A 20,978-nucleotide genomic window follows, 5' to 3' on the forward strand; every position below is an offset into this window, starting at 1 on the left:
GAAAGCTTATGTGTGGTATTGTCGGCGCGGTAGCGCAACGTGATGTAGCGGAAATCTTAATTAATGGTTTACATCGTTTAGAATATCGTGGTTATGATTCTGCAGGCGTAGCAGTGGTAAATGAAAATCATGAATTACAACGTGTGCGCTGCTTAGGTAAAGTTAAGGCCTTAGACGAGGCTGTATCGAAGAAACCATTGATTGGCGGTACAGGGATTGCGCATACTCGTTGGGCAACGCATGGTGAGCCATCGGAAACCAATGCTCATCCACATGTGTCAGGTACCTTTGCCGTAGTACATAATGGTATTATTGAAAATCATGAAGAACTTCGAGAATTACTAAAATCTCGTGGTTATGTATTTTTATCACAAACAGATACTGAAGTGATTGCTCATCTCGTCGAATGGGAAATGCGTAGCACGGATTCACTTTTAGAAGCTGTGAAAAAAGCAGTAAAACAACTCACGGGCGCATATGGTATGGTAGTAATGGATAGTCGCCATCCTGAACATTTAGTTGCAGCTCGCTCTGGTAGTCCGCTAGTGATTGGTTTAGGTATTGGTGAAAATTTCTTAGCTTCAGATCAACTTGCACTTTTAAGTGTTACCCGCCGTTTTATCTTTTTAGAAGAAGGGGATATTGCAGAAATTACACGTCGTACAGTTGATATTTATGATACTTACGGTAAGAAAGTTGATCGTGAAATTCACGAATCTAATCTTGAAAATGACGCGGCAGAGAAAGGTAAATTCCGTCATTTTATGCAGAAAGAAATTTACGAACAGCCAACCGCACTTATCAATACAATGGAAGGACGTATCAATCATGAAAATGTGATTGTCGATTCAATCGGTAATGGTGCAAAAGGCATTTTAGAAAAAGTTGAGCATATTCAAATTGTTGCTTGTGGTACATCCTATAATGCAGGTATGGTGGCGCGTTATTGGTTTGAATCTTTGGCTGGTGTGAGCTGTGATGTGGAAATTGCATCAGAGTTTCGTTACCGCAAATTTGTTACACGTCCAAATAGCTTATTGATTACACTTTCTCAATCTGGCGAAACAGCAGATACTTTAGCTGCACTTCGTTTAGCGAAAGAAAAGGGCTATATGGCGGCATTAACAATTTGTAATGTTGCTGGATCTTCGCTAGTACGCGAATCAGATCTTGCATTTATGACGCGTGCCGGTGTTGAAGTTGGGGTTGCATCAACAAAAGCATTTACGACCCAGCTCGCTGCGTTATTAATGTTGGTAACGGCACTTGGTAAAGTTAAAGGACATATTTCTGCAGAAAAAGAGCACGAGATTATCAAAGCAATGCAATCTTTACCTGCTGAAATTGAAAAAGCGTTAGCATTCGATACAGAAATTGAAGCATTGGCTGAGGATTTTGCTGAGAAACATCATGCACTTTTCTTAGGTCGTGGTGCATTTTATCCAATTGCCGTAGAGGCCTCTTTGAAATTGAAAGAGATTTCTTATATTCACGCTGAAGCGTATGCGGCTGGAGAATTGAAACATGGTCCATTAGCGTTGATTGATGCCGATATGCCGGTAATTGTTGTGGCACCAAATAATGAATTATTAGAGAAAGTAAAATCGAACATTGAAGAGGTTCGTGCTCGTGGTGGCCAATTATACGTATTTGCCGATAAAGAAGCAGGCTTTACACCAAGTGAAGGAATGAAAATCATCACGATGCCGAAAGTCAATGATATCGTTGCACCGATTTTTTATACCATCCCAATGCAGTTGCTTTCTTATCATGTAGCTTTAATTAAAGGTACTGACGTAGATCAACCTCGTAACTTAGCGAAATCCGTCACCGTAGAATAAAGTGCGGTTGATTTTAAGATAAATTTAAAGCACAGGTTATAGCTTGTGCTTTATCAGATGCAATGAAAAGGGCGAACATAAAAATGTTCGCCCTTTTCTATCTAAAAAAACGTATAACTTAGCCCATACCGTATTTTTTTAGTTTTTTACGTAATGTACCACGGTTGATACCAAGCATATTTGCTGCACGGGTTTGATTACCACGAGTATATTGCATAATCATATCTAACATCGGGTGTTCAACTTCCGCTAATACTAATTCGTAAAGATCATTCACATCTTGACCATCTAATTGCGCTAAATAATTACGCAATGCTTGTTTTACTGAATCGCGTAATGGTTTGTTGGTCACTTGTGATTGCGCATTTAATACTGATACCGTTAAGGCTTCAGCAGGATTACGTTGTTGTTCTAACATTTTTCTTTATCCAAAATTAAATTGAAAAAATCTTCCAATACAATAAGTTGCTCTTTTGGATCACTAATTGCATTAAAAGTCTGTTTAAAAACGGAATCAGGTTGAATTCCCTGTAAATACCAAGCCACGTGTTTACGCGCAATGCGATAGCCTTTTTGTTCGCCATAGAATTGATGTAATTCTTGAATATGACGCAAAATTTGACCGCACTTTTCGTTTAAACTTGGCATTTGGCTTATCGAATCATGCTCAATTAGGTTTTTCACAGCTTGAAATAACCAAGGGTTACCTAAGGCAGCACGACCGATCATAATGGCATTCGCTCCGGTATAATCGAGAACGAATTTTGCTTTCCGAGCAGAATCAATATCACCATTGGCTATAACCGGTATGGTAATTGCTTGTTTAACGGCTTTGATGTTGTCATATTCCGCTTCGCCTTCAAAAAGACAAGCTCGTGTACGACCATGCACCGTTAATGCTTGTATGCCACATTGTTCTGCAATTTTGCCGATTTGAACGCAGTTTCGATTAGATTTATCCCAGCCTGTACGAATTTTTAAGGTCACCGGCACATTGACGGCGGACACGACTTCTCGCAAGATTTTTTCCACCAAATCTGGAAATTGCAACAATGCAGAGCCTGCGAGTTTGCGATTTACTTTTTTGGCGGGGCATCCCATATTAATGTCAATGATTTGTGCGCCATATTCCACGTTAATAGCCGCAGCTTGCGCCATCTCGAGTGGATCACTACCTGCAATTTGCACGGCATTGAGACCTAAATCTTCGCTATGTGCTAAACGCAATTTGGATTTTTCGGTATGCCAAACTTGCGGATTTGTGGACATCATTTCTGAAAATGTGAGCCCAGCACCATAATATGCACAAAGACGACGGAAAGGCTGGTCGGTAATACCCGCCATTGGTGCAAGTAAAACACGATTTCTTAATTGGTATGAACCGATTCGCATTTTACATTACCTTCCTAGCAAGCCTAAATCTAATTAGTGTCGAACTGGTCGACGACCGACAAGGGTGGCTATAATACGCATTTTGCCTTACTTTGCAAAGTGAAATTTGTTTAAAAAATACACTTTTTTTGATTGACAAAAAGAAATTAAAGCGTTTTTAGCTTACCCGTAATTCGGCACCATTCTTCTCTGACTGCGACTGGCTCTAACGCAAATGTTTGCGTATAGGCATCGCATACCGATTGAGCTTGAGTTTCTAAAATGCCCGATAAACCAAGATCGCCATTAGGTTTAACAAGTTGACTAATGATTGGGTAAAGTTCTTTGAGCGGGCCGGCAAGAATATTTGCCACTACGACATCAGCTTTTAAATCAGAGGGTTTTTCATCAGATAAGAACAGCTGTAGGCGATCTGCTACGCCATTTTGCTCGGCATTATTACGACTAGCTAGAATTGCTTGTGGATCGATATCAATTCCCACCGCACTTTTCGCGCCAAGTTTTAATGCGGCAATAGCTAAAATGCCTGAACCACAACCAAAATCGATGACGGTTTTATCTTTTAAATCTAGGCCATCTAGCCATTCTAAACATAGTGCAGTTGTAGGATGCGTACCTGTACCAAATGCTAAACCAGGATCAAGCATCACATTGACGGCATTTTCATCAGGGACATCACGCCAACTTGGACAAATCCATAAACGCTTACCAAATTGCATTGGGTGGAAGTTATCCATCCACTCGCGCTCCCAGTCTTTATCTTCTATTTGTTCAATTTTGTATGCCGTATTGCTATCTAAGTGTTTCGCTTCTTTTAATAAGCGGACGATTTCTGCCATATCTGTTTCTGCATCAAATAACGCAATAACGTCGGTATTGCCCCATAAACGAGTTTCACCAGGCAAAGGCTCAAAAATCGGGGTATCTTGACTATCCATAAAAGTCACAGAAACGGAGCCGATTTCTTCTAAAAAATCACTCATTTGTTCTGCTTTTTCATTGGTGCTATTTAGGCGAATCTGAATCCAAGCCATTTGTTTTTTCCTTTATTTCATAAAATGGGGCGTATTATACCGATTTTTTCAAAAGTTTCGGCAGTAAAGTTGATCCAAGTGTGGCAAGCATGATGATTGTTATACCAAGTGCAGCTGAAAATGACAGCGTTTCGCCAAGTAATGATACGGCAAATAAGATGCCGAATAGCGGCTCAAGTGCGACTAAAATACCGGAGATATTGGCATCCACACTATTAAGGCCTTTATTCCATAACCAATAGGCGAGCCAGCTACAGCCAATGGCAAGATATAATAAACCCGCAATACCTGTGGAATTTAATGATATTTGCCAGTTTTCTGTGAGTAATAGAGTAAATGGCAATGTTGTGAGGGTCCCAAGTACAATGCTGACGGAGGTATAGGCTTGCGTTGAGACTTTGGCCACAACTCGCTGTGTCCAACGTAACACGGCAGCGAAAATGATCCCAGCACTTAGTACTAATAAACAACCGAATAAACTGATGTTATCAATGCCTTCATTATTTTTTCCACCATTGATTAAAATCGCCACGCCAATAAATGCCATTGCGCCGAATAGCCAGTGAAACCATTTTGCTTTGTCTTTAAAGAAGAAATGCCCGATAAATACAACGAGCAGCGGTTCTAGCCCAATCATGGTGACTGCACTGGACGCAGATGTATATTTTAGCCCGATGAATTGCAATAAAAAGACGGCGGTATAGTTAAAGAATGCCAACCACCAAAGCTGTTTACGCATTGGTTTATCAATTTTTTTCCAACGACGTAAAAAGAGTGGCATGACAATAATCATTGCAATAATTAACCGCACTTGCACAACAAGCACAGGATCCATCATCGAATAAGTGAGCTTACCGACGATTAATGAACTGCTCCAAATAAGTAGCGCAAGAATTTGATAGAGCATTGATGTATCCCTGTGAATTGTTCCAATTCTATGTTTTAGCGTAGAAATTGCTTAAAGTGAGAAAATTAAATATCACCTTCCTCTCATTTAGAAGAAGGTGATAGCATATTGATTAATGCTTAAAGTGCGGTAATTTTTAATTGAGTTTTTTCAATACGACGTTCGCCCAATTTATTACCTACTAAAAAGGCAATTAATCCAAATACTAATGACGGTACGATTTGATGGAAGTTAAATAATTTTATGCTAAGTTGAGTGAGCAAGATATAACTTCCCAAGCCGATAATCATTGAGCTTAACGCACCATAAGCATTTGCTTTATCCCAGTAAATACCCAGAACAATCACCCATAAAAATGCGGCTTCGAGTCCGCCAAAGGCAAATAGGTTTAACCAAATAATCATATCTGGTGGATTGAGTGCGGCAAAGATTAAAAGTGCGGTCAAAATCAGCGTAATAATTGATGAAAAATAACTCACTTTTTTCTCATTTTTTGCGGCTTCTGGTTTTGTAGAAAGGTATAAATCTTTTACAAAAATAGACGAAGATTGAATAAGTTGGGCATCAATTGTGGACATAATTGCTGACATCGGTGCGGCTAAGAAAATACCGGCAATAATAGGCGGTAATACTTTTAGCATTAAAGTTGGAATTACTTGATCCGATACTGTTAAATTTGGAATAACTGCACGACCAAGTGCACCGGCTAAGTGCATCCCGAACATAATGATGGAAAGTACAATTGTTCCAATTAGCATCCCTCTATGTAAGGCTTTGCTATCTTTAAATGCCATGCATCGAACAGCAGTATGTGGAAGACCGACGACCCCGAAACAGACGAGTACCCAGAAGGAAGCCATAAATTGAAAATCTAACATTCCATTTGGCCCGTAAGGCGTGACTAACGCAGGATCGATTTCCGTTAATTTATTAACCGCACTTTCTACACCACCGAGCGCATAAATGGTTCCTACAAGGAGAATAATGGTACCTAAAATCATGACGGTACCTTGAATGGTATCCGTGAGTACGACAGCACGGAATCCCCCGATAAATGTATAGATACCTACCGTTAAAGAAAATAAGAGCAATGCTTGAGTATAAGAAATGCCAATGGTTGTTTCTAATAAACGTGCACCACCAATAAATTGCACAGTCATGGCTGCAAAAAATGCGAGAAGAAGGGCAAGGCTTGATAGCCAGACTAAATATTTGTTTTTATAACGATAAAGGAACAGATCGTTAATCGTTAACGCATTGGTTTCTCTTGATAATAGCGCAAATTTTTTACCTAATGCGCCTAATGCCAGCCACACTGCTGGGACTTGAATCATCGCAAGTAATACCCAGCCTAATCCGTATTTATAAGCTGCACCAGGCCCTCCGACAAAAGAACTTGCACTGGCATAAGTTGATGCGGTTGTCATTGCGAGCACAAAACCAGTCATGGAGCGGTTACCTACATAATATTCCGTTAGGAAATCGCCTTTTGTACGTTTTACATAAGCGAAAATCGCAGCACCAAATATAAATGCAAGATAAATAATTAAAGGGAGAATAATACCTAAATTCATTTTTGATTCTCCTCATCTTTGATTTCAAGAGAGATATCTTGATAAATAATTTTGATAATCCAATGGCCAATTACAATAAATAGAATCGGCAGATAAATGCAAGAGAGCTCGAACCAGAGAGGGAAACCAATCGGCCCTTGAGTTTCTTTAGGCAAATAAGCACATAAGCACCAACCTATCACATATAAAATAGATAGGCCTAATGCCCAACTAGCTTCCTTGGCAGCTTGTTGATAACGTTGTTTTAATGTCATGTTTCTTCCTTAAAATTTTTATAAGTGAAAGTATATTTTTGAATGGTATAAAGGGCGTATATTTCATACGCCCCTTATGTTTGTCAATCTTACAACTTTTTTGAATAATTCAAAATGTTTTGCTGATTTCTAAGTAAATTCGATTTTTATCATATTCATAAAAAGGATGATTACTGGTTACCTTTTGATACGACCAAGATAATTTCGGTGTTATTCCCCAAATATGAAAGTTTCTATGCCAGATAGTAAATACTGATGCATATTCCTTATTTTTCTGGCGAATACCAATAAGATCTTTTTCTTTATAGGCACGTTGTGCATAATTCAGGATTAAACGAGTTGATATACCCGCTTTCCATTCTTGTCCCCATCCTAATCGGACATTTTTTCGTTGATAGGCGTTATCTAAATCTCGAGTATTTTCGCGATTATAATCAGCTCCGCCAAACCAATACTGTCCATTTTTCGCTAGGTAAAGTAGTGTAGCGGAAGCTAGATAGTTATTTCCATTTAGATGCTTACGAGTTTCATAGCGTTGTTCACCATACTCAAGTGCGGTCGAAATTTGCCATTTTTCATTTAGCCAATTGGATAAATCCAATCTAGCACCTGAATTTTTAGAGTATTGTTTCATCGCATTTCCGCCAGATGAGCCGCCCGCATACCAACGTTTTTCAGTAAATGGCATCAAGGAGACTTCAAATCGTGCAGTTTGGTATCCAAGACCCACACCAACTCTCGCGTTAAATTCATTATATTTCTTGTTATCCCAATAATATTTCCCACTACCTTCCAAGGATAATTTTGTAAAGTAGTTGTGAGGTAATGACCATTTCTTTTCAGCATTCCCAAAATACGAAAATCCTCTGGCACTTTCTTTTTCCCAAGCTGTCCAGTTGCCAATTTTGGTGCCTGCTTTTGGCGCATTATTAATATTACTTTCATTTAAAAAACTAAACCCACCTTGGATTTTCCATTGATCTCGTTGATTTAAGGCTGAAAGATATTGTTCAATTATTTTTACAGAATCAGGGGAAACTTGCTCTGCTCTTAACTTTTGAAATTGATCTTTTGCCGCCTCGTTATCATTATTCAGAAACAAGGCTTGAGCTAATTGATAGCGTAAAGGTAAAAGATCAGTTTTTTGTGAAAATAAGTGTCGGTAGGCTTTAACGGAATCAGAAAAATGTCCTTTTTCTCGTAAATCAATCGCTTCAGCCCATTCTAACAAAAACGGATCTTTTTTAGGTAAAGGCTGATATAGCGGTAATAAAAGTTGTACTGCCTCACCATTATTTTGTAATACTGCAGGAATAAGACCGCGAATAATCAAGTCTGGATGTTTCGCTAATTCTTCTTTTGTAATCGATAACTTTGATGGATTATTATTCGTCAAAAGTGCGGTTGGTTTTTGTGGTAAATTTGGTTTAGCCAAATGTAGCTGTTCATCTAAACGCCCATCATGTGGCTGCGGAGATTTTTCTACAGCAATAGAATTTGACGCTAAAAATAATGCGACGGTGAGACATAAACTAAATTTAGTTTGTATATTCATTTTTATCCTTATTGGGAAAGAATAAAGCAAGCTTAAGCTTGCTTTATTAAGGAATACTAAAAATTATTGTTTAGATGCGCCGTAAACACCTAAATATTTTTTATCAGGATTAACATAATATCCTGTTAATTCAGCAGCATCTTTACCATAGAAGGCTCCTTCTGTTGAAGTGCCGTTTAGCGAACCTTCAAATTTATTTCCTTTAACATCAGCAGATAAATTGACGACTGAGTCTGCGCCAAATTGGTAATTATCGGTAGCAACTATCTTACCAGCTAATTTTTTAGTACCAAAGTCTACATTAATATCCACTTTACCAGGAACAACCGTATCAACTCCAGGGTTTCTTGGAACGGTGTTATATAAATGTGCAGCATAACCAGAATATTGAATTACTCCTGCCATCTTGTCCATATCGCTTTTACTGGTGGCGTATGTACCTTGGGCTACAACATAATGCTCAGTTGTTTGAGAAGAACCAACATATCCCCAACGAATATTTTGTCTTCCACCGACAAGGCGTATGTCATTCTTTGCCTCTGTTAGTATATATTTGCCTGAAGATAGGTTACCAGGAATAATATCAATTGCTTTCCCTTCAACAATTAATTTATTAACTTCGTCAGGTTCATTACTTGAGAACGTTGTAATATCAACTGATTTAACTTCTTTTACTGGTAAGTTTAAATAATTACCTGATACTTGCCCTGTTGATGGAAAATAATTATCTGATAAGGGGTCTTTGCCTTTCCCTGCCTCTGCTGAAGTAGCTGGTTGTGCTGAAGTAGCTGGTTGTGTTGAAGTAGCTGGTTGTGTTGAAGTAGCTGGCTGTGCTGAAGTAGCTGGCTGTGCTGAAGTAGCTGGTTGTGCTGAAGTAGCTGGTTGTGCTGAAGTAGCTGGTTGTGTTGAAGTAGCTGGTTGTGTTGAAGTAGCTGGTTGTGTTGAAGTAGCTGGTTGTGTTGAAGTAGCTGGTTGTGTTGAAGTAGCTGGTTGTGTTGAAGTAGCTGGTTGTGTTGAAGTAGCTGGTTGTGCTGAAGTAGCTGGCTGTGCTGAAGTAGCTGGTTGTGCTGAAGTAGCTGGTTGTGCTGAATTATCACCACCGCCACTACTTCCACAAGCAGCTAAAGTTAATGTAGCTAAAGCTGTTAAACTAAACTTTAAAATCGTATTCTTCATAGTTTACCTCTAAGTTCTTTATTAAACACACTTAATACAAATACATAAAATAAATTTATGTGGACTTTCATCCTACCATAAAATTAATATCATTGTATATAAATCTATAAAAAATAAGGTAAAAACAATGTCTGCCTTTACCTTAATAACTTATAAATTAATCATGCATACCTAATTTTTTCTCCAAATAGTGGATGTTTGTTCCGCCTTTTTGGAAATTTTCATCTTCAAGAATTAATTCATGAAGTGGGATATTGGTTTTGATACCATCAATAATTGTTTCAGATAATGCATTTTGCATACGACGGATTGCCACTTCACGTGTATCACCATAAGTGATAAGTTTTGCGATCATAGAGTCGTAATGTGGAGGCACCGTATAGCCGCCATAAACATGAGAATCCCAACGAACGCCCAAACCGCCCGGTGAATGTAAGTGATTTACTTTACCCGGAGACGGTAAGAATGTTTTTGGATCTTCTGCGTTAATACGGCATTCCATTGCATGGCCTTTAACTTTGATGTCTTCTTGCTTAAAGGAAATCGGTAAGCCTGCTGCAATGCGTAATTGCTCTTTCACTAAATCTACACCTGTAATCATTTCAGTTACAGGGTGTTCTACTTGGATACGAGTATTCATTTCAATGAAATAGAATTCGCCATTTTCATATAAGAATTCAAACGTACCTGCTCCGCGATAGCCGATTTCTACACAAGCTTTTGCACAGCGAGAGCCGATATCGCGGCGAACTTCTTCTGTGATACCTGGCGCAGGTGCTTCTTCCACAACTTTTTGGTGACGACGTTGCATTGAGCAGTCACGTTCAGCCAAATAAACTGCATTGCCATGAGTATCTGCTAATACTTGAATTTCCACGTGACGTGGATTCTCTAAGTATTTTTCCATATAGACCATATCATTATTGAATGCAGCTTTTGCTTCTGCTTTGGTCATCGCAATAGATTCTTCTAATGCGCCTTCGTTACGAACAACACGCATACCTCGGCCGCCACCACCGCCTGATGCTTTGATGATGATTGGATAGCCAATGCGTTTGGCGATTTCTTTATTTTTACTAATATCGTTACTTACAGGCCCATCAGAACCAGGTACACAAGGTACGCCTGCTTTTTTCATTGCTTTAATAGCTGAAACTTTATCGCCCATTAAACGGATGACATCTGCTGTTGGGCCGATAAAAGTGAAACCTGAACGTTCAACTTGTTCAGCAAAGTCAGCATTTTCAGATAAGAAACCGTATCCTGGATGAATTGCATCTGCACCTGTGACTTCGGCTGCAGCAATGATAGCTGGAATATTTAAATAACTTTTTGCGGAAGGCGCTGGACCGATACAAATGGTTTCATCAGCGAGTAAAACGTGTTTTAAATCACGATCAGCGGTGGAATGAACCGCCACAGTTTTAATACCTAATTCTTTACAAGCACGTAAAATGCGTAGTGCAATTTCACCGCGGTTAGCAATCACAACTTTTTCTAACATAAAAGAGTCCGTTTAGTCAGATAGACGTGAATTTCTATGTAGGTTCTTGAAATATTGTTCTCCCTATTCAAATTTGGCGTGAACAGATTTCAATTTATATTGCCTACGATAAATTCGCTCTAATTGTTTGTATATGAAATAGGCGGACTAAAGTCCGCCCGACGAAAATATTGGAAATTATTCAATAACGATTAATGGTTCGTCGAATTCAACAGCGTCACCGTCGTTGATAAGAATTGCTTTTACTACGCCAGCTTTGTCCGCTTCAATACGGTTCATCATTTTCATTGCTTCAACGATACAAAGCGCATCGCCAACTTTCACAGATTGACCCACTTCAACGAATGCTTTTGCTTCTGGGCTTGGACTGCGATAGAACGTTCCCACCATTGGAGAACGTACAAGATGACCTGATAATTCATCCGATGCGGCTGGCGCAGATGTCGCTGCTGTTGGTGCTTGAGCTGGCGTAGCAGCTGGAGTTGGTGCTACTACTGGTGCTGCAGCGTATTGAACTGCTGCTGGAGCAACAGCTGGTGTTGCACGGCTAATACGTACTGTACCTTCTTCTTCTTGCACTTCTAATTCAGTAATGCCAGATTCTTCTACTAATTCGATTAATTTTTTGATTTTACGAATGTCCATACGTTCTTCCTAAAAAGATTGAAATTTTAACCGCACTTTTAAACGAAAAAGTGCGGTTATGAATAAACTTATTTTTGTGTTGCAAAGATTACCTTAAATTTTGCAAATTTGCGATAAAATTCTGTGAATTTCGCCAAAAATGCTCAATTTTCTTATTTTTTAGCAAGGTAATCGATAGCAAATAAAAAGGCAAACTCGTAACCTTTTGCGCCCAAACCGCAAATAACGCCTTCAGCCGCATCGCTAAAATAAGAATGATGACGAAATGATTCGCGTTTATGCACGTTGGATAAATGAATCTCCACAAAAGGAATTGAAACAGCTAAAAGTGCATCGCGCAATGCTACACTGGTATGAGTGTAGGCAGCAGGATTGATTAAAATAAAATCGACCTGTTGAAAACTTTCGTGGATCTTATTAATTAATTTTTCTTCACTATTGGCTTGGAAACATTCCACTTTTACATTGTGCTGAGTGGCTAATGTTTGTATTTTCTCTTCAATGGATGTAAGAGAAATACTGCCATAATGCTTTGGCTCGCGAGCCCCTAACATATTTAAGTTCGGGCCATTTAACAGCAAAATTCTGTGTGTTTGCGACATTTTTAATCCTTTTTGTGTGGCGCATTATACTGGTTTTTTAATTTTTGGTGGTCGAATCAGATAATTTTAGTGATAAATTCAGATTCTAAATCCACAATAGGTAAATTAGAACCAGGCCAAGCGCGTAGTACTTGATATTCCATCAAATCTAACGTATCTAAACCTGGGGTTACATTCGGGGTGTATTGTTGTGCAATTCGCGCGAGCTGAGAGAGCCCTAAACTGCTTTCGATACTTGAACTAATAACCGCTTTTAGACCTAACGAATGTGCTTGGTCAATGAGTTCAGCACAACGTTGAATTGAACCAATTAAAGTGGGTTTGATTACGACAGCCGATAAGTGCGGTTCTTTTTCCAGGCAAAAATTAGGCTCTCGCACGGATTCATCCCATGCAATTGCAATATCGGTTTGCGATGCAAATTCACGACTGAGTTCTTGTGTTTTACAAGGTTCTTCTAAAAATTGAATACGTTTTCTATGTTGCGGTTTGACTTTAGTGGCAAATTGTAACGCTTTTTCTAACGACCAATGGCGGTTTGCATCTAGTCGTAATTGTAAATCGGGAATCGCTTCTAAAAACATATCGGCAATTAATCCATCGCGATTGGCTTCGTATATGCCCACTTTCATCTTTGCCACTTTTTCGCCTTCTATGCTCGCAAGTTTGGCGTACAGTTCATCGGGATCGCCATAACAAAGTGGTGCCGTATGATAATTGCCTTCAGCTTGTAAATAACCTTTTATTTCATCCATTGCGCAACTGATACCAAAAGCAACGGAGGGATAGGTTCCATCTAATGGTACGCGAGGTGCATCACAGCTTGCATTGCACCATGTTGTTAGCCATTCAATTGCTTGTTCTTGAGCTTGGTCTAGGGTTTCTTCGCTAAAACCAGGTAGCGGGGCGATTTCTCCCCAACCGTCTCGGCTGCAACTTACTCTTACGATTAAGCCTTCACGGCGTTTTAAAAAACGATCACGAAGAATAAGTTGACTATCAACGGGGATGGAATAACGGTAAAGATTAAATGATTTTTCAGCCATGCTTGCTCCCAATACAAAAGTGCGGTCAAAATTCACGAAGATTTTTAACCGCACTTTAGAACGATAAATTAAGGATTGCGACGGAATTTGCTGAAGTCTGGAGCACGTTTTTCATTAAACGCATTGCGACCTTCTTGACCTTCTTCAGTCATGTAGAACAACATTGTCGCGTTACCCGCTAATTCTTGAAGACCTGCTTGGCCATCACAGTCAGCATTTAATGCCGCTTTCAAACAACGAATTGCGATTGGGCTATTGCGTAACATTTCACGACACCAACGCACGGTTTCTTTTTCAAGATCAGCATAAGGCACAACAGTATTGACTAAGCCCATGTCTAATGCTTCTTGTGCATTATATTGACGGCATAAGAACCAAATTTCACGTGCTTTTTTCTGACCCACTAAACGAGCCATATAACTTGCTCCCCAACCACCATCGAATGAACCGACTTTTGGCCCTGTTTGACCGAAAATAGCATTTTCAGCAGCAATCGTTAAGTCACAAAGCATATGTAATACATGACCGCCACCAATTGCATAACCTGCCACCATTGCCACAACAGGTTTTGGACAAGAGCGAATATCGCGTTGGAAATCTAATACATTTAAGTGATGTACGCCGCTGTCATCTTTGTAACCGCCGTAATCGCCACGCACTTTTTGGTCACCACCAGAACAGAATGCTTTTTCGCCTTCGCCAGTTAATACGATGACACCAATGTTTTCATCGAAACGTGCATCAGAAAATGCAGTGATCATTTCTTTCACTGTTTGTGGGCGGAACGCATTACGAACTTCAGGACGGTTAATCGTGATTTTAGCAATACCATCAGTGGATTTATGATAACGAATATCGCTATAGCCTTCACTGTGATCGACCCATTCAACGGGCGCATATAACACATCATCTTTTGGATTTTGCATGAGAATTCCTTTTAATTAACGTAAAAAAGTGCGGTCATTATAGCGGAAGTTTTTCGGATCAGGAAAACTAAATTCATTTGCTGCTTTATCTGTTGTGAAGATATTGCTAGAATTTTGCGCATTCTCACTTTTATAAGGATCAAATGTGAAATTAATTGCAACCTTAGGTATGGCAGCATTGCTGTCTGGCTGCTCAATGTTTGGTAGCTCACAATCCGCAATCCCCGGTGAATTTGCGGGGGCGGATTACCAACTTTCCGATCAAGATGCAAAACAATGGGCGATTGCAAGTAAGCAAGCAGAACAATGCGTTTACCCAAATTTAACTCGGATTTTGCAACAGCATTTTTCTAAAGAAGATAGCTATATTCACTCACAATATGTCTTTTTCTATCCATTGGAAAAAATTATTGGCGAGCAATATGTGAAGATCATTCAAGGTGATGAAAAATCGATGAATTACGCAAGCTATCAGTTTAAAAAATTCCGTACCGAAGTGGGTAACATTGAGCCTTTAACGGAACAGGCGTGTTTAAAATTACGTAATGAAGCACGCGATGATTTGGCTGTCGTAAAAGGTCAATATAAAAATGGTATGGTGGAAGTGCAGAAAAATGAAGATGGCACACCGAAAAATCCAGATGGTATTGCGACGAATGAAAATAAATTCTTCTTTGATATCATCAAATGGGGTTCAATGCTATTGCTTTAATTTTTTTGGCATGTAAACATACAATATAAAAATAATAAGGAGGCGACTATGTCAGATGTATTCCATCTTAATCTTACAAAATCTCAACTTAAAGGCGCAACACTCGCTATTGTCCCCGGCGATCCTGCGCGTAGTGAGCGTATTGCTAAACAACTTGATAATCCAGAGTTTCTTGCTAGCACGCGTGAATTTACTTCATGGTTAGGTTATCTTAATGGGCAACCTGTTGTTGTATGCTCTACTGGTATTGGTGGGCCGTCAACCTCAATTTGTGTGGAAGAACTGGCTCAACTTGGCATTCGCACTTTCTTACGGATTGGTACAACAGGGGCAATTCAACCACATATTAATGTGGGTGATGTTCTTATTACAACGGCTTCTGTTCGCTTAGATGGTGCAAGCCGCCATTTTGCACCGTTAGAATATCCGGCTGTGTCAAACTTTGAATGTACAACTGCACTTTATAATGCAGCGAAAGCAAAAGGGATTGAACCTTATGTAGGTGTGACTGCATCATCTGATACATTCTATCCAGGTCAAGAGCGTTATGATACTTATAGTGGTAAAGTATATCGTGATTACCAAGGACTACTTAAGCAGTGGCAAGATTTGAATGTTATGAACTATGAAATGGAATCGTCAACATTGTTTACCATGTGTAGCGCATTGGGGTTACGAGCAGGAATGGTTGCAGGCGTGATTGTAAACCGCACTCAACAAGAAATTCCAAATGAAGCGACAATGAAAGAGACTGAAGAGAAAGCCGTTTCAGTGGTAATAGATGCAGCGAAAATATTGTTAAATTAAAAAATAACGCCTTGTTTTACAAGGCGTTATTTATTCTGGTTCTATTCCCACTCGATCGTTGCTGGTGGTTTTCCGCTGATGTCGTACACCACGCGGGAAATTCCATTCACTTCGTTGATGATACGGTTAGACACTTTGCCTAATAAATTATAAGGCAGGTGTGCCCAATGTGCGGTCATAAAATCGATGGTTTCTACTGCTCGTAGCGAGATCACCCAATCGTATTTACGGCCATCGCCCATCACACCTACAGATTTCACTGGTAAGAATACGCTGAAGGCTTGGCTAGTTTTTTCATACCAACCACTGTTGTGTAATTCTTCGATAAAGATCGCATCGGCACGGCGTAATAAATCGCAGTATTCTTTTTTCACTTCGCCTAATACACGCACGCCTAAACCCGGGCCCGGGAATGGGTGGCGGTTGATCATTTCAGCTGGTAAGCCTAATGCTAAACCGATTTTACGTACTTCATCTTTAAATAATTCACGTAACGGTTCAACTAACCCAAGTTTCATATAGTCTGGTAAGCCACCTACGTTGTGGTGTGATTTAATCACATGTGCTTTACCAGTTTTACTTGCTGCAGATTCGATCACATCAGGGTAGATCGTACCTTGTGCCAACCATTTCACATTAGTGAGTTTTTTCGATTCATCATCGAAGACATCAACGAATACTTTACCGATAATTTTGCGTTTCGCTTCAGGATCCGATACGCCTGCAAGCTCACCTAAGAAACGGCTTTCTGCATCAACACGGGTAATATTCAAGCCGAATTTATCGCCAAACATTTCCATAACTTGATCGCCTTCATGTAAGCGGAGCAAGCCGTTATCCACGAATACGCAGTGTAAGTTTTTTCCGATAGCACGGTGTAAAAGTAATGCAACCACAGAAGAGTCCACACCACCAGATAAACCTAAAATAACTTCATCATCGCCTACTTGCTCTTTAATGCGAGCAACAGCATCTTCGATAATGTTTTCTGCTGTCCATTTGGTTTCGCAACCACAAATGTTCACCACAAAATTAGTTAATAATTCTAAACCTTTTTTGGTGTGGGTTACTTCTGGGTGGAATTGTACGCCGTAGAAACGACGGCTTTCATCAGACATTGCTGCAATTGGACAGGTTGGGGTAGTCCCTGTTACTTGGAAGTTTTGAGGTAAACGAGTCACTTTGTCACCATGGCTCATCCAAACATCTAAAGTCGGCTCATTTGCTGTCAAGTTATCATTAAGATTGGCAAAAAGTACGGTGGAATTTTCAAGAGAAACTGAAGCATAGCCGAACTCACGGTGATCAGAAGTTTCGGTTAAACCGCCAAGTTGCATTGCCATAGTTTGCATTCCATAGCAAATACCTAATACTGGTACACCAGCATTAAATACATATTCCGGTGCACGAGGGCTATTTTCTTCAGTGGTACTTTCTGGACCACCAGAAAGAATAATACCCGTTGGGGCAAATTCACGAATTTGTTGTTCGGTTACATCCCAAGCCCAAAGTTCGCAGTACACACCGATTTCACGCACACGACGTGCAATCAGTTGAGTATATTGTGAACCAAAGTCGAGGATCAGGATTTTATGATTGTGGATGTTTGTCATTTTTTACCTTATGTTAATTTTGTTTTGTCATATTGATGTAAGTTCCACCATGTCCATCGCTGATATATTTGATATGAAATGTTTCGGTCTTATTACAGCCTTTTACTGTCCAAGTTTCATTCACTAAATCTACAGTGGAAGTTTTGTTGTTTAGTTTTACATCATCGATCTGAGTGTGAATTTGTTTAGGCGTACAATTATGGATTGCTCTGAAAAATAGGTTTATGTTACTTGCCGTATCATATTTTAGTAAATCGTCTGCGGTTGTTTCCCCAGTATAAGTCGGGCCGAGTAATGTACAGCCTGATAGAATAAATGGAATCAGCAATATCAATTTTTTCATTGAGAATTCCTTTTTCGTCTGAAATGTTTCAAAAGAGCGGGCAAATTTAACCGCTCTTTTATTCATTGTTAGCCCATACGATAGTTTGGTGCTTCTTTAGTGATGGTTACGTCATGAACATGGCTTTCTTTAATACCTGCACCACTGATGCGAACGAATTCCGCTTTTGTGCGTAATTCTTCGATGGTTGCGCAGCCAGTTAAGCCCATGCAAGAACGTAAGCCACCCATTTGTTGGTGGATGATTTCTTTTAGGTAACCTTTGTATGGAATACGACCTTCTATACCTTCTGGTACGAGTTTGTCTGCAGCATTATCCGATTGGAAGTAACGGTCTGATGATCCTTTCGCCATGGCGCCTAATGAACCCATACCACGGTAAGATTTAAATGCACGACCTTGATAAAGTTCGATTTCACCAGGTGCTTCTTCAGTACCCGCAAACATAGAGCCAACCATCACACAGCTTGCGCCTGCAGCGATGGCTTTTGCAATATCGCCAGAGAAACGAATACCACCGTCCGCGATAACTGGAATACCACGATCTTTTAATGCCGCAGCTGCATCTGCGATAGCGGTGATTTGTGGAACACCTACACCGGTTACAATACGCGTTGTACAAATTGAACCAGGGCCAATACCTACTTTCACTGCGCTTGCACCTGCGTCTGCTAATGCGATTGCACCTTCAGCAGTTGCTACGTTACCCGCAACAATAGGTAAGTTTGGATATTTTGCACGAGTTTCACGAACTCGTTGTAATACGCCTTCTGAGTGACCGTGAGAGGAGTCGATTAACAACACGTCTACGCCCGCTTTTACTAATGCGTCGATACGTTCTTCGTTACCTGGGCCAGCACCTACAGCAGCTCCGACACGTAAACGACCGAATTCATCTTTACATGCATTTGGTTTTTGTTCTGCTTTTTGGAAGTCTTTAACGGTAATCATACCTTTAAGTTTGAAACTATCATTAACCACTAATACTTTTTCAACGCGGTGTTGATGCATTAATTCCAAAATTTCTTCGCGACTCGCCCCTTCTTTTACTGTCACTAAGTCTTCTTTTTTCGTCATTACTTGTGAAACAGTTTTGCTCAAATCTTTTACGAAGCGGGTGTCGCGTCCAGTAATGATACCAATTAGGTTATTTTCACTGTCTACAACAGGATAGCCTGCGAAGCCGTTTTTCTTCACCATTTCAGCAAGTTCGGCAAGCGTTAAATTTGGTGAAACAGTTACTGGTTCAGAAACGATACCACTTTCGAATTTTTTCACTTTGCGAACACGGTCCGCTTGGCGTTCAATAGGCATATTTTTATGGATAAAGCCAATGCCACCTTCTTGCGCTAAAGAAATTGCAAGTTTGGTTTCGGTTACGGTATCCATTGCTGCTGAAAGCATAGGAATATTCAAATTAATTTCTTTAGTGAGTTTGGTTGAAAGATTGGCTGTATTTGGAAGCACAGTTGAATGTGCTGGGACGAGTAGAACATCGTCAAAAGTAAGGGCTTCTTGTTTAATGCGTAATGACATTGCAATATTCTCGCTAAGTTGAAGTTAAAAAATATTGCGGCGGGATTATACAGATTTTGCTTGATTTTGAAAACGAAATTTTTGGATTTATGCTATGATTTTCGCTCCGTTTGCTACAAGGAATAAATGATGAATTTCGCTTTATTGACATATTTAGCTGACTGTCAGCCGAAAGTGCGGTTTGAATTGGAAAAGTTTTCTCCGGATATTGAAGAGGACATTAAACAATTACGTGAGCTAGGCTTGGAAATTGTCGTTGATGGCCAAAATTATTGCTTAGTGCCTAGCCTTCCTTTATTAAATTCTAAGCAAATTTCAACCGCACTTTTTCCTTATAGTATCCATTATCAGCCGATTATTTCCTCTACAAATGAATGGATACTACAAAATATTCCTTCCTTAAAAAAAGGTGATCTTTGTGTGGCTGAATATCAAACTGAAGGGAGAGGTCGGCGTGGTCGTCAATGGTTATCGCCTTTTGCCGGGCAAATCATGTTTAGTTTTTATTGGGCATTTGATCCTAAAAGATCAATTGAGGGGTTAAGTTTAGTTATCGGTTTGGCGATTGCCGAGGTGCTAAAGGTGCAAGTGAAATGGCCAAATGATATTTTGTTTGATGGGAGAAAGTTAGGCGGAATTTTGGTTGAAATCGCTAACCATAAAAATGGTATGCTCAATTTAGTGATTGGCGTAGGTATTAATGTGTCGTTGCCGAAACAAACGGAAATTAGTCAGCCTTATGCGGAAGTATGTGAAATTGATCCTGATGTAGAGCGACAAACCTTATTACCAAAACTCATACAAAATTTGTATGCACGTTTAAATATCTTTGAGAAAAATGGTATTAATGCTGAATTTCAACAGGCATGGCAATTATATAATGCGTTTTCAAATAATGAAGTAAATGTGCTTACTGAACAAGGTGCTATTTCAGGTATTGAACAAGGCATAGATGAACGCGGTTACTTAAAAGTATTATGTGGCAATAAAATTCAGATATTTAATGGTGGTGAAGTTTCATTGCGTAAGAAATTATAGCGATAAAAATTTGAGCATTCTACCCCCGCTTTTTGATGAAATGTTTATATTTTCATCAGAAGATCATTTTTTTAAATATTTTTACAAAAAAGTACTTGCAAGGGATTTGAAAATCCCTATAATGCACCGCACACAACGACGCACTGTTGTGAAGTATTTAAGTTTGCACGTGTGTCGTTGTTTTTTGCTCTTTAACAATATATCAGACAATCTGTGTGGGCACTTGTTGATTGACTTGTTTTAAAATATTTTTAATTTTGAAGTCTTAATAGGTGCTTAACTGAAAATTCATAATTACTTTTTTAAGTAGTGTTTTATTTATAGCTAAGCAGTTTATTGAGCGATTGAACTTGAATTGAAGAGTTTGATCATGGCTCAGATTGAACGCTGGCGGCAGGCTTAACACATGCAAGTCGAACGGTAGCAGGAGAAAGCTTGCTTTCTTGCTGACGAGTGGCGGACGGGTGAGTAATG

20 protein-coding genes and 1 rRNA gene are annotated in these 20,978 nt (G+C 39.5%); 5 read left to right on the forward strand and 16 right to left on the reverse strand.

Annotation, left to right across the window (positions count from 1 at the left end; genetic code table 11):
• Positions 1 to 8: 8 nt before the first annotated feature.
• Positions 9 to 1,841 carry a glutamine--fructose-6-phosphate transaminase (isomerizing) gene (gene glmS / locus FE813_RS04245; protein WP_139989555.1) on the forward strand — a complete coding sequence of 611 codons (1,833 nt, stop codon included), beginning with the start codon at positions 9 to 11 and terminating at the stop codon, positions 1,839 to 1,841.
• A gap of 118 nt (positions 1,842 to 1,959) precedes the next feature.
• On the opposite strand, the gene fis is transcribed toward glmS, so the two are convergent.
• From fis to menB, 13 genes are all read right to left on the reverse strand, one after another.
• A complete protein-coding gene (gene fis / locus FE813_RS04250) occupies positions 1,960 to 2,259 on the reverse strand; it encodes a DNA-binding transcriptional regulator Fis (protein WP_009500196.1) in 300 nt (99 codons plus the stop codon).
• Positions 2,253 to 3,233, reverse strand: coding sequence for a tRNA dihydrouridine synthase DusB (gene dusB, locus FE813_RS04255; RefSeq protein WP_139989556.1), 981 nt, complete (start codon positions 3,231 to 3,233; stop codon positions 2,253 to 2,255). The genes fis and dusB overlap by 7 nt, the downstream gene beginning before the upstream one ends.
• A 146-nt stretch (positions 3,234 to 3,379) precedes the next feature.
• A complete protein-coding gene (gene prmA, locus FE813_RS04260) occupies positions 3,380 to 4,267 on the reverse strand; it encodes a 50S ribosomal protein L11 methyltransferase (RefSeq protein WP_118813295.1) in 888 nt (295 codons plus the stop codon).
• Positions 4,268 to 4,301: 34 nt separating this feature from the next.
• On the reverse strand, positions 4,302 to 5,174 hold the full coding sequence (locus tag FE813_RS04265; protein ID WP_139989557.1) for a DMT family transporter: 873 nt from the start codon (positions 5,172 to 5,174) through the stop codon (positions 4,302 to 4,304).
• Positions 5,175 to 5,293: 119 nt separating this feature from the next.
• On the reverse strand, positions 5,294 to 6,748 hold the full coding sequence (panF, locus tag FE813_RS04270; protein ID WP_139989558.1) for a sodium/pantothenate symporter: 1,455 nt from the start codon (positions 6,746 to 6,748) through the stop codon (positions 5,294 to 5,296).
• The gene (locus tag FE813_RS04275) at positions 6,745 to 7,002 is read right to left on the reverse strand and encodes a YhdT family protein (protein ID WP_005634512.1); all 258 of its coding nucleotides are present in this window, start codon (positions 7,000 to 7,002) and stop codon (positions 6,745 to 6,747) included. The genes panF and FE813_RS04275 overlap by 4 nt, the downstream gene beginning before the upstream one ends.
• Before the next feature lie 109 nt (positions 7,003 to 7,111).
• A complete protein-coding gene (locus FE813_RS04280; protein ID WP_118868351.1) occupies positions 7,112 to 8,557 on the reverse strand; it encodes a surface lipoprotein assembly modifier in 1,446 nt (481 codons plus the stop codon).
• A 63-nt stretch (positions 8,558 to 8,620) separates the two neighbouring features.
• Positions 8,621 to 9,733 (reverse strand): transferrin-binding protein-like solute binding protein, encoded by a 1,113-nt coding sequence (locus FE813_RS04285; protein WP_139989559.1) that lies wholly within the window; start codon positions 9,731 to 9,733, stop codon positions 8,621 to 8,623.
• A 157-nt stretch (positions 9,734 to 9,890) separates the two neighbouring features.
• Positions 9,891 to 11,237, reverse strand: a complete 1,347-nt coding sequence (gene accC, locus FE813_RS04290; protein WP_139989560.1) for an acetyl-CoA carboxylase biotin carboxylase subunit — start codon at positions 11,235 to 11,237, stop codon at positions 9,891 to 9,893.
• Between the two features lie 177 nt (positions 11,238 to 11,414).
• A complete protein-coding gene (accB, locus tag FE813_RS04295; RefSeq protein ID WP_139989561.1) occupies positions 11,415 to 11,882 on the reverse strand; it encodes an acetyl-CoA carboxylase biotin carboxyl carrier protein in 468 nt (155 codons plus the stop codon).
• A gap of 152 nt (positions 11,883 to 12,034) precedes the next feature.
• Positions 12,035 to 12,484 carry a type II 3-dehydroquinate dehydratase gene (gene aroQ, locus FE813_RS04300; RefSeq protein WP_139989562.1) on the reverse strand — a complete coding sequence of 150 codons (450 nt, stop codon included), beginning with the start codon at positions 12,482 to 12,484 and terminating at the stop codon, positions 12,035 to 12,037.
• Positions 12,485 to 12,540: 56 nt separating this feature from the next.
• The gene (menC, locus tag FE813_RS04305) at positions 12,541 to 13,530 is read right to left on the reverse strand and encodes an o-succinylbenzoate synthase (RefSeq protein WP_180978682.1); all 990 of its coding nucleotides are present in this window, start codon (positions 13,528 to 13,530) and stop codon (positions 12,541 to 12,543) included.
• Between the two features lie 68 nt (positions 13,531 to 13,598).
• Positions 13,599 to 14,456, reverse strand: a complete 858-nt coding sequence (menB, locus tag FE813_RS04310; RefSeq protein WP_005630980.1) for a 1,4-dihydroxy-2-naphthoyl-CoA synthase — start codon at positions 14,454 to 14,456, stop codon at positions 13,599 to 13,601.
• 145 nt (positions 14,457 to 14,601) lie between these two features.
• On the opposite strand from menB, the gene FE813_RS04320 reads away from it, so the two are divergent.
• Together FE813_RS04320 and udp are read left to right on the forward strand one after the other, a co-directional pair.
• A complete protein-coding gene (locus FE813_RS04320) occupies positions 14,602 to 15,168 on the forward strand; it encodes a DUF5358 domain-containing protein (RefSeq protein WP_139989563.1) in 567 nt (188 codons plus the stop codon).
• Positions 15,169 to 15,216: 48 nt separating this feature from the next.
• Entirely contained in the window at positions 15,217 to 15,975 is a 759-nt protein-coding gene (gene udp, locus FE813_RS04325) for a uridine phosphorylase (protein ID WP_106013554.1), read from the forward strand.
• 41 nt (positions 15,976 to 16,016) lie between these two features.
• On the opposite strand, the gene guaA is transcribed toward udp, so the two are convergent.
• The 3 genes from guaA to guaB all read right to left on the reverse strand — a co-directional run bounded on the left by guaA (position 16,017) and on the right by guaB (position 19,466).
• Positions 16,017 to 17,588: a glutamine-hydrolyzing GMP synthase gene (gene guaA, locus FE813_RS04330; protein WP_139989564.1), complete on the reverse strand. Its 1,572-nt coding sequence runs from the start codon at positions 17,586 to 17,588 to the stop codon at positions 16,017 to 16,019.
• Positions 17,589 to 17,601: 13 nt separating this feature from the next.
• A complete protein-coding gene (locus FE813_RS04335; RefSeq protein WP_111695933.1) occupies positions 17,602 to 17,931 on the reverse strand; it encodes a hypothetical protein in 330 nt (109 codons plus the stop codon).
• A 68-nt stretch (positions 17,932 to 17,999) separates the two neighbouring features.
• On the reverse strand, positions 18,000 to 19,466 hold the full coding sequence (gene guaB, locus FE813_RS04340; protein ID WP_139989565.1) for an IMP dehydrogenase: 1,467 nt from the start codon (positions 19,464 to 19,466) through the stop codon (positions 18,000 to 18,002).
• Positions 19,467 to 19,595: 129 nt separating this feature from the next.
• Here guaB and birA point away from each other — a divergent pair, with 129 nt between their 5' ends.
• Together birA and FE813_RS04350 are read left to right on the forward strand one after the other, a co-directional pair.
• Complete coding sequence (birA, locus tag FE813_RS04345) at positions 19,596 to 20,504, forward strand: bifunctional biotin--[acetyl-CoA-carboxylase] ligase/biotin operon repressor BirA (RefSeq protein WP_180978686.1); 909 nt, start codon at positions 19,596 to 19,598, stop codon at positions 20,502 to 20,504.
• 352 nt (positions 20,505 to 20,856) lie between these two features.
• Positions 20,857 to 20,978 (forward strand): 16S ribosomal RNA (locus tag FE813_RS04350); the annotation flags it as partial.

It is taken from the genome of Haemophilus seminalis, assembly GCF_006384255.1.
Taxonomy (GTDB): Bacteria; Pseudomonadota; Gammaproteobacteria; order Enterobacterales; family Pasteurellaceae; genus Haemophilus; species Haemophilus seminalis.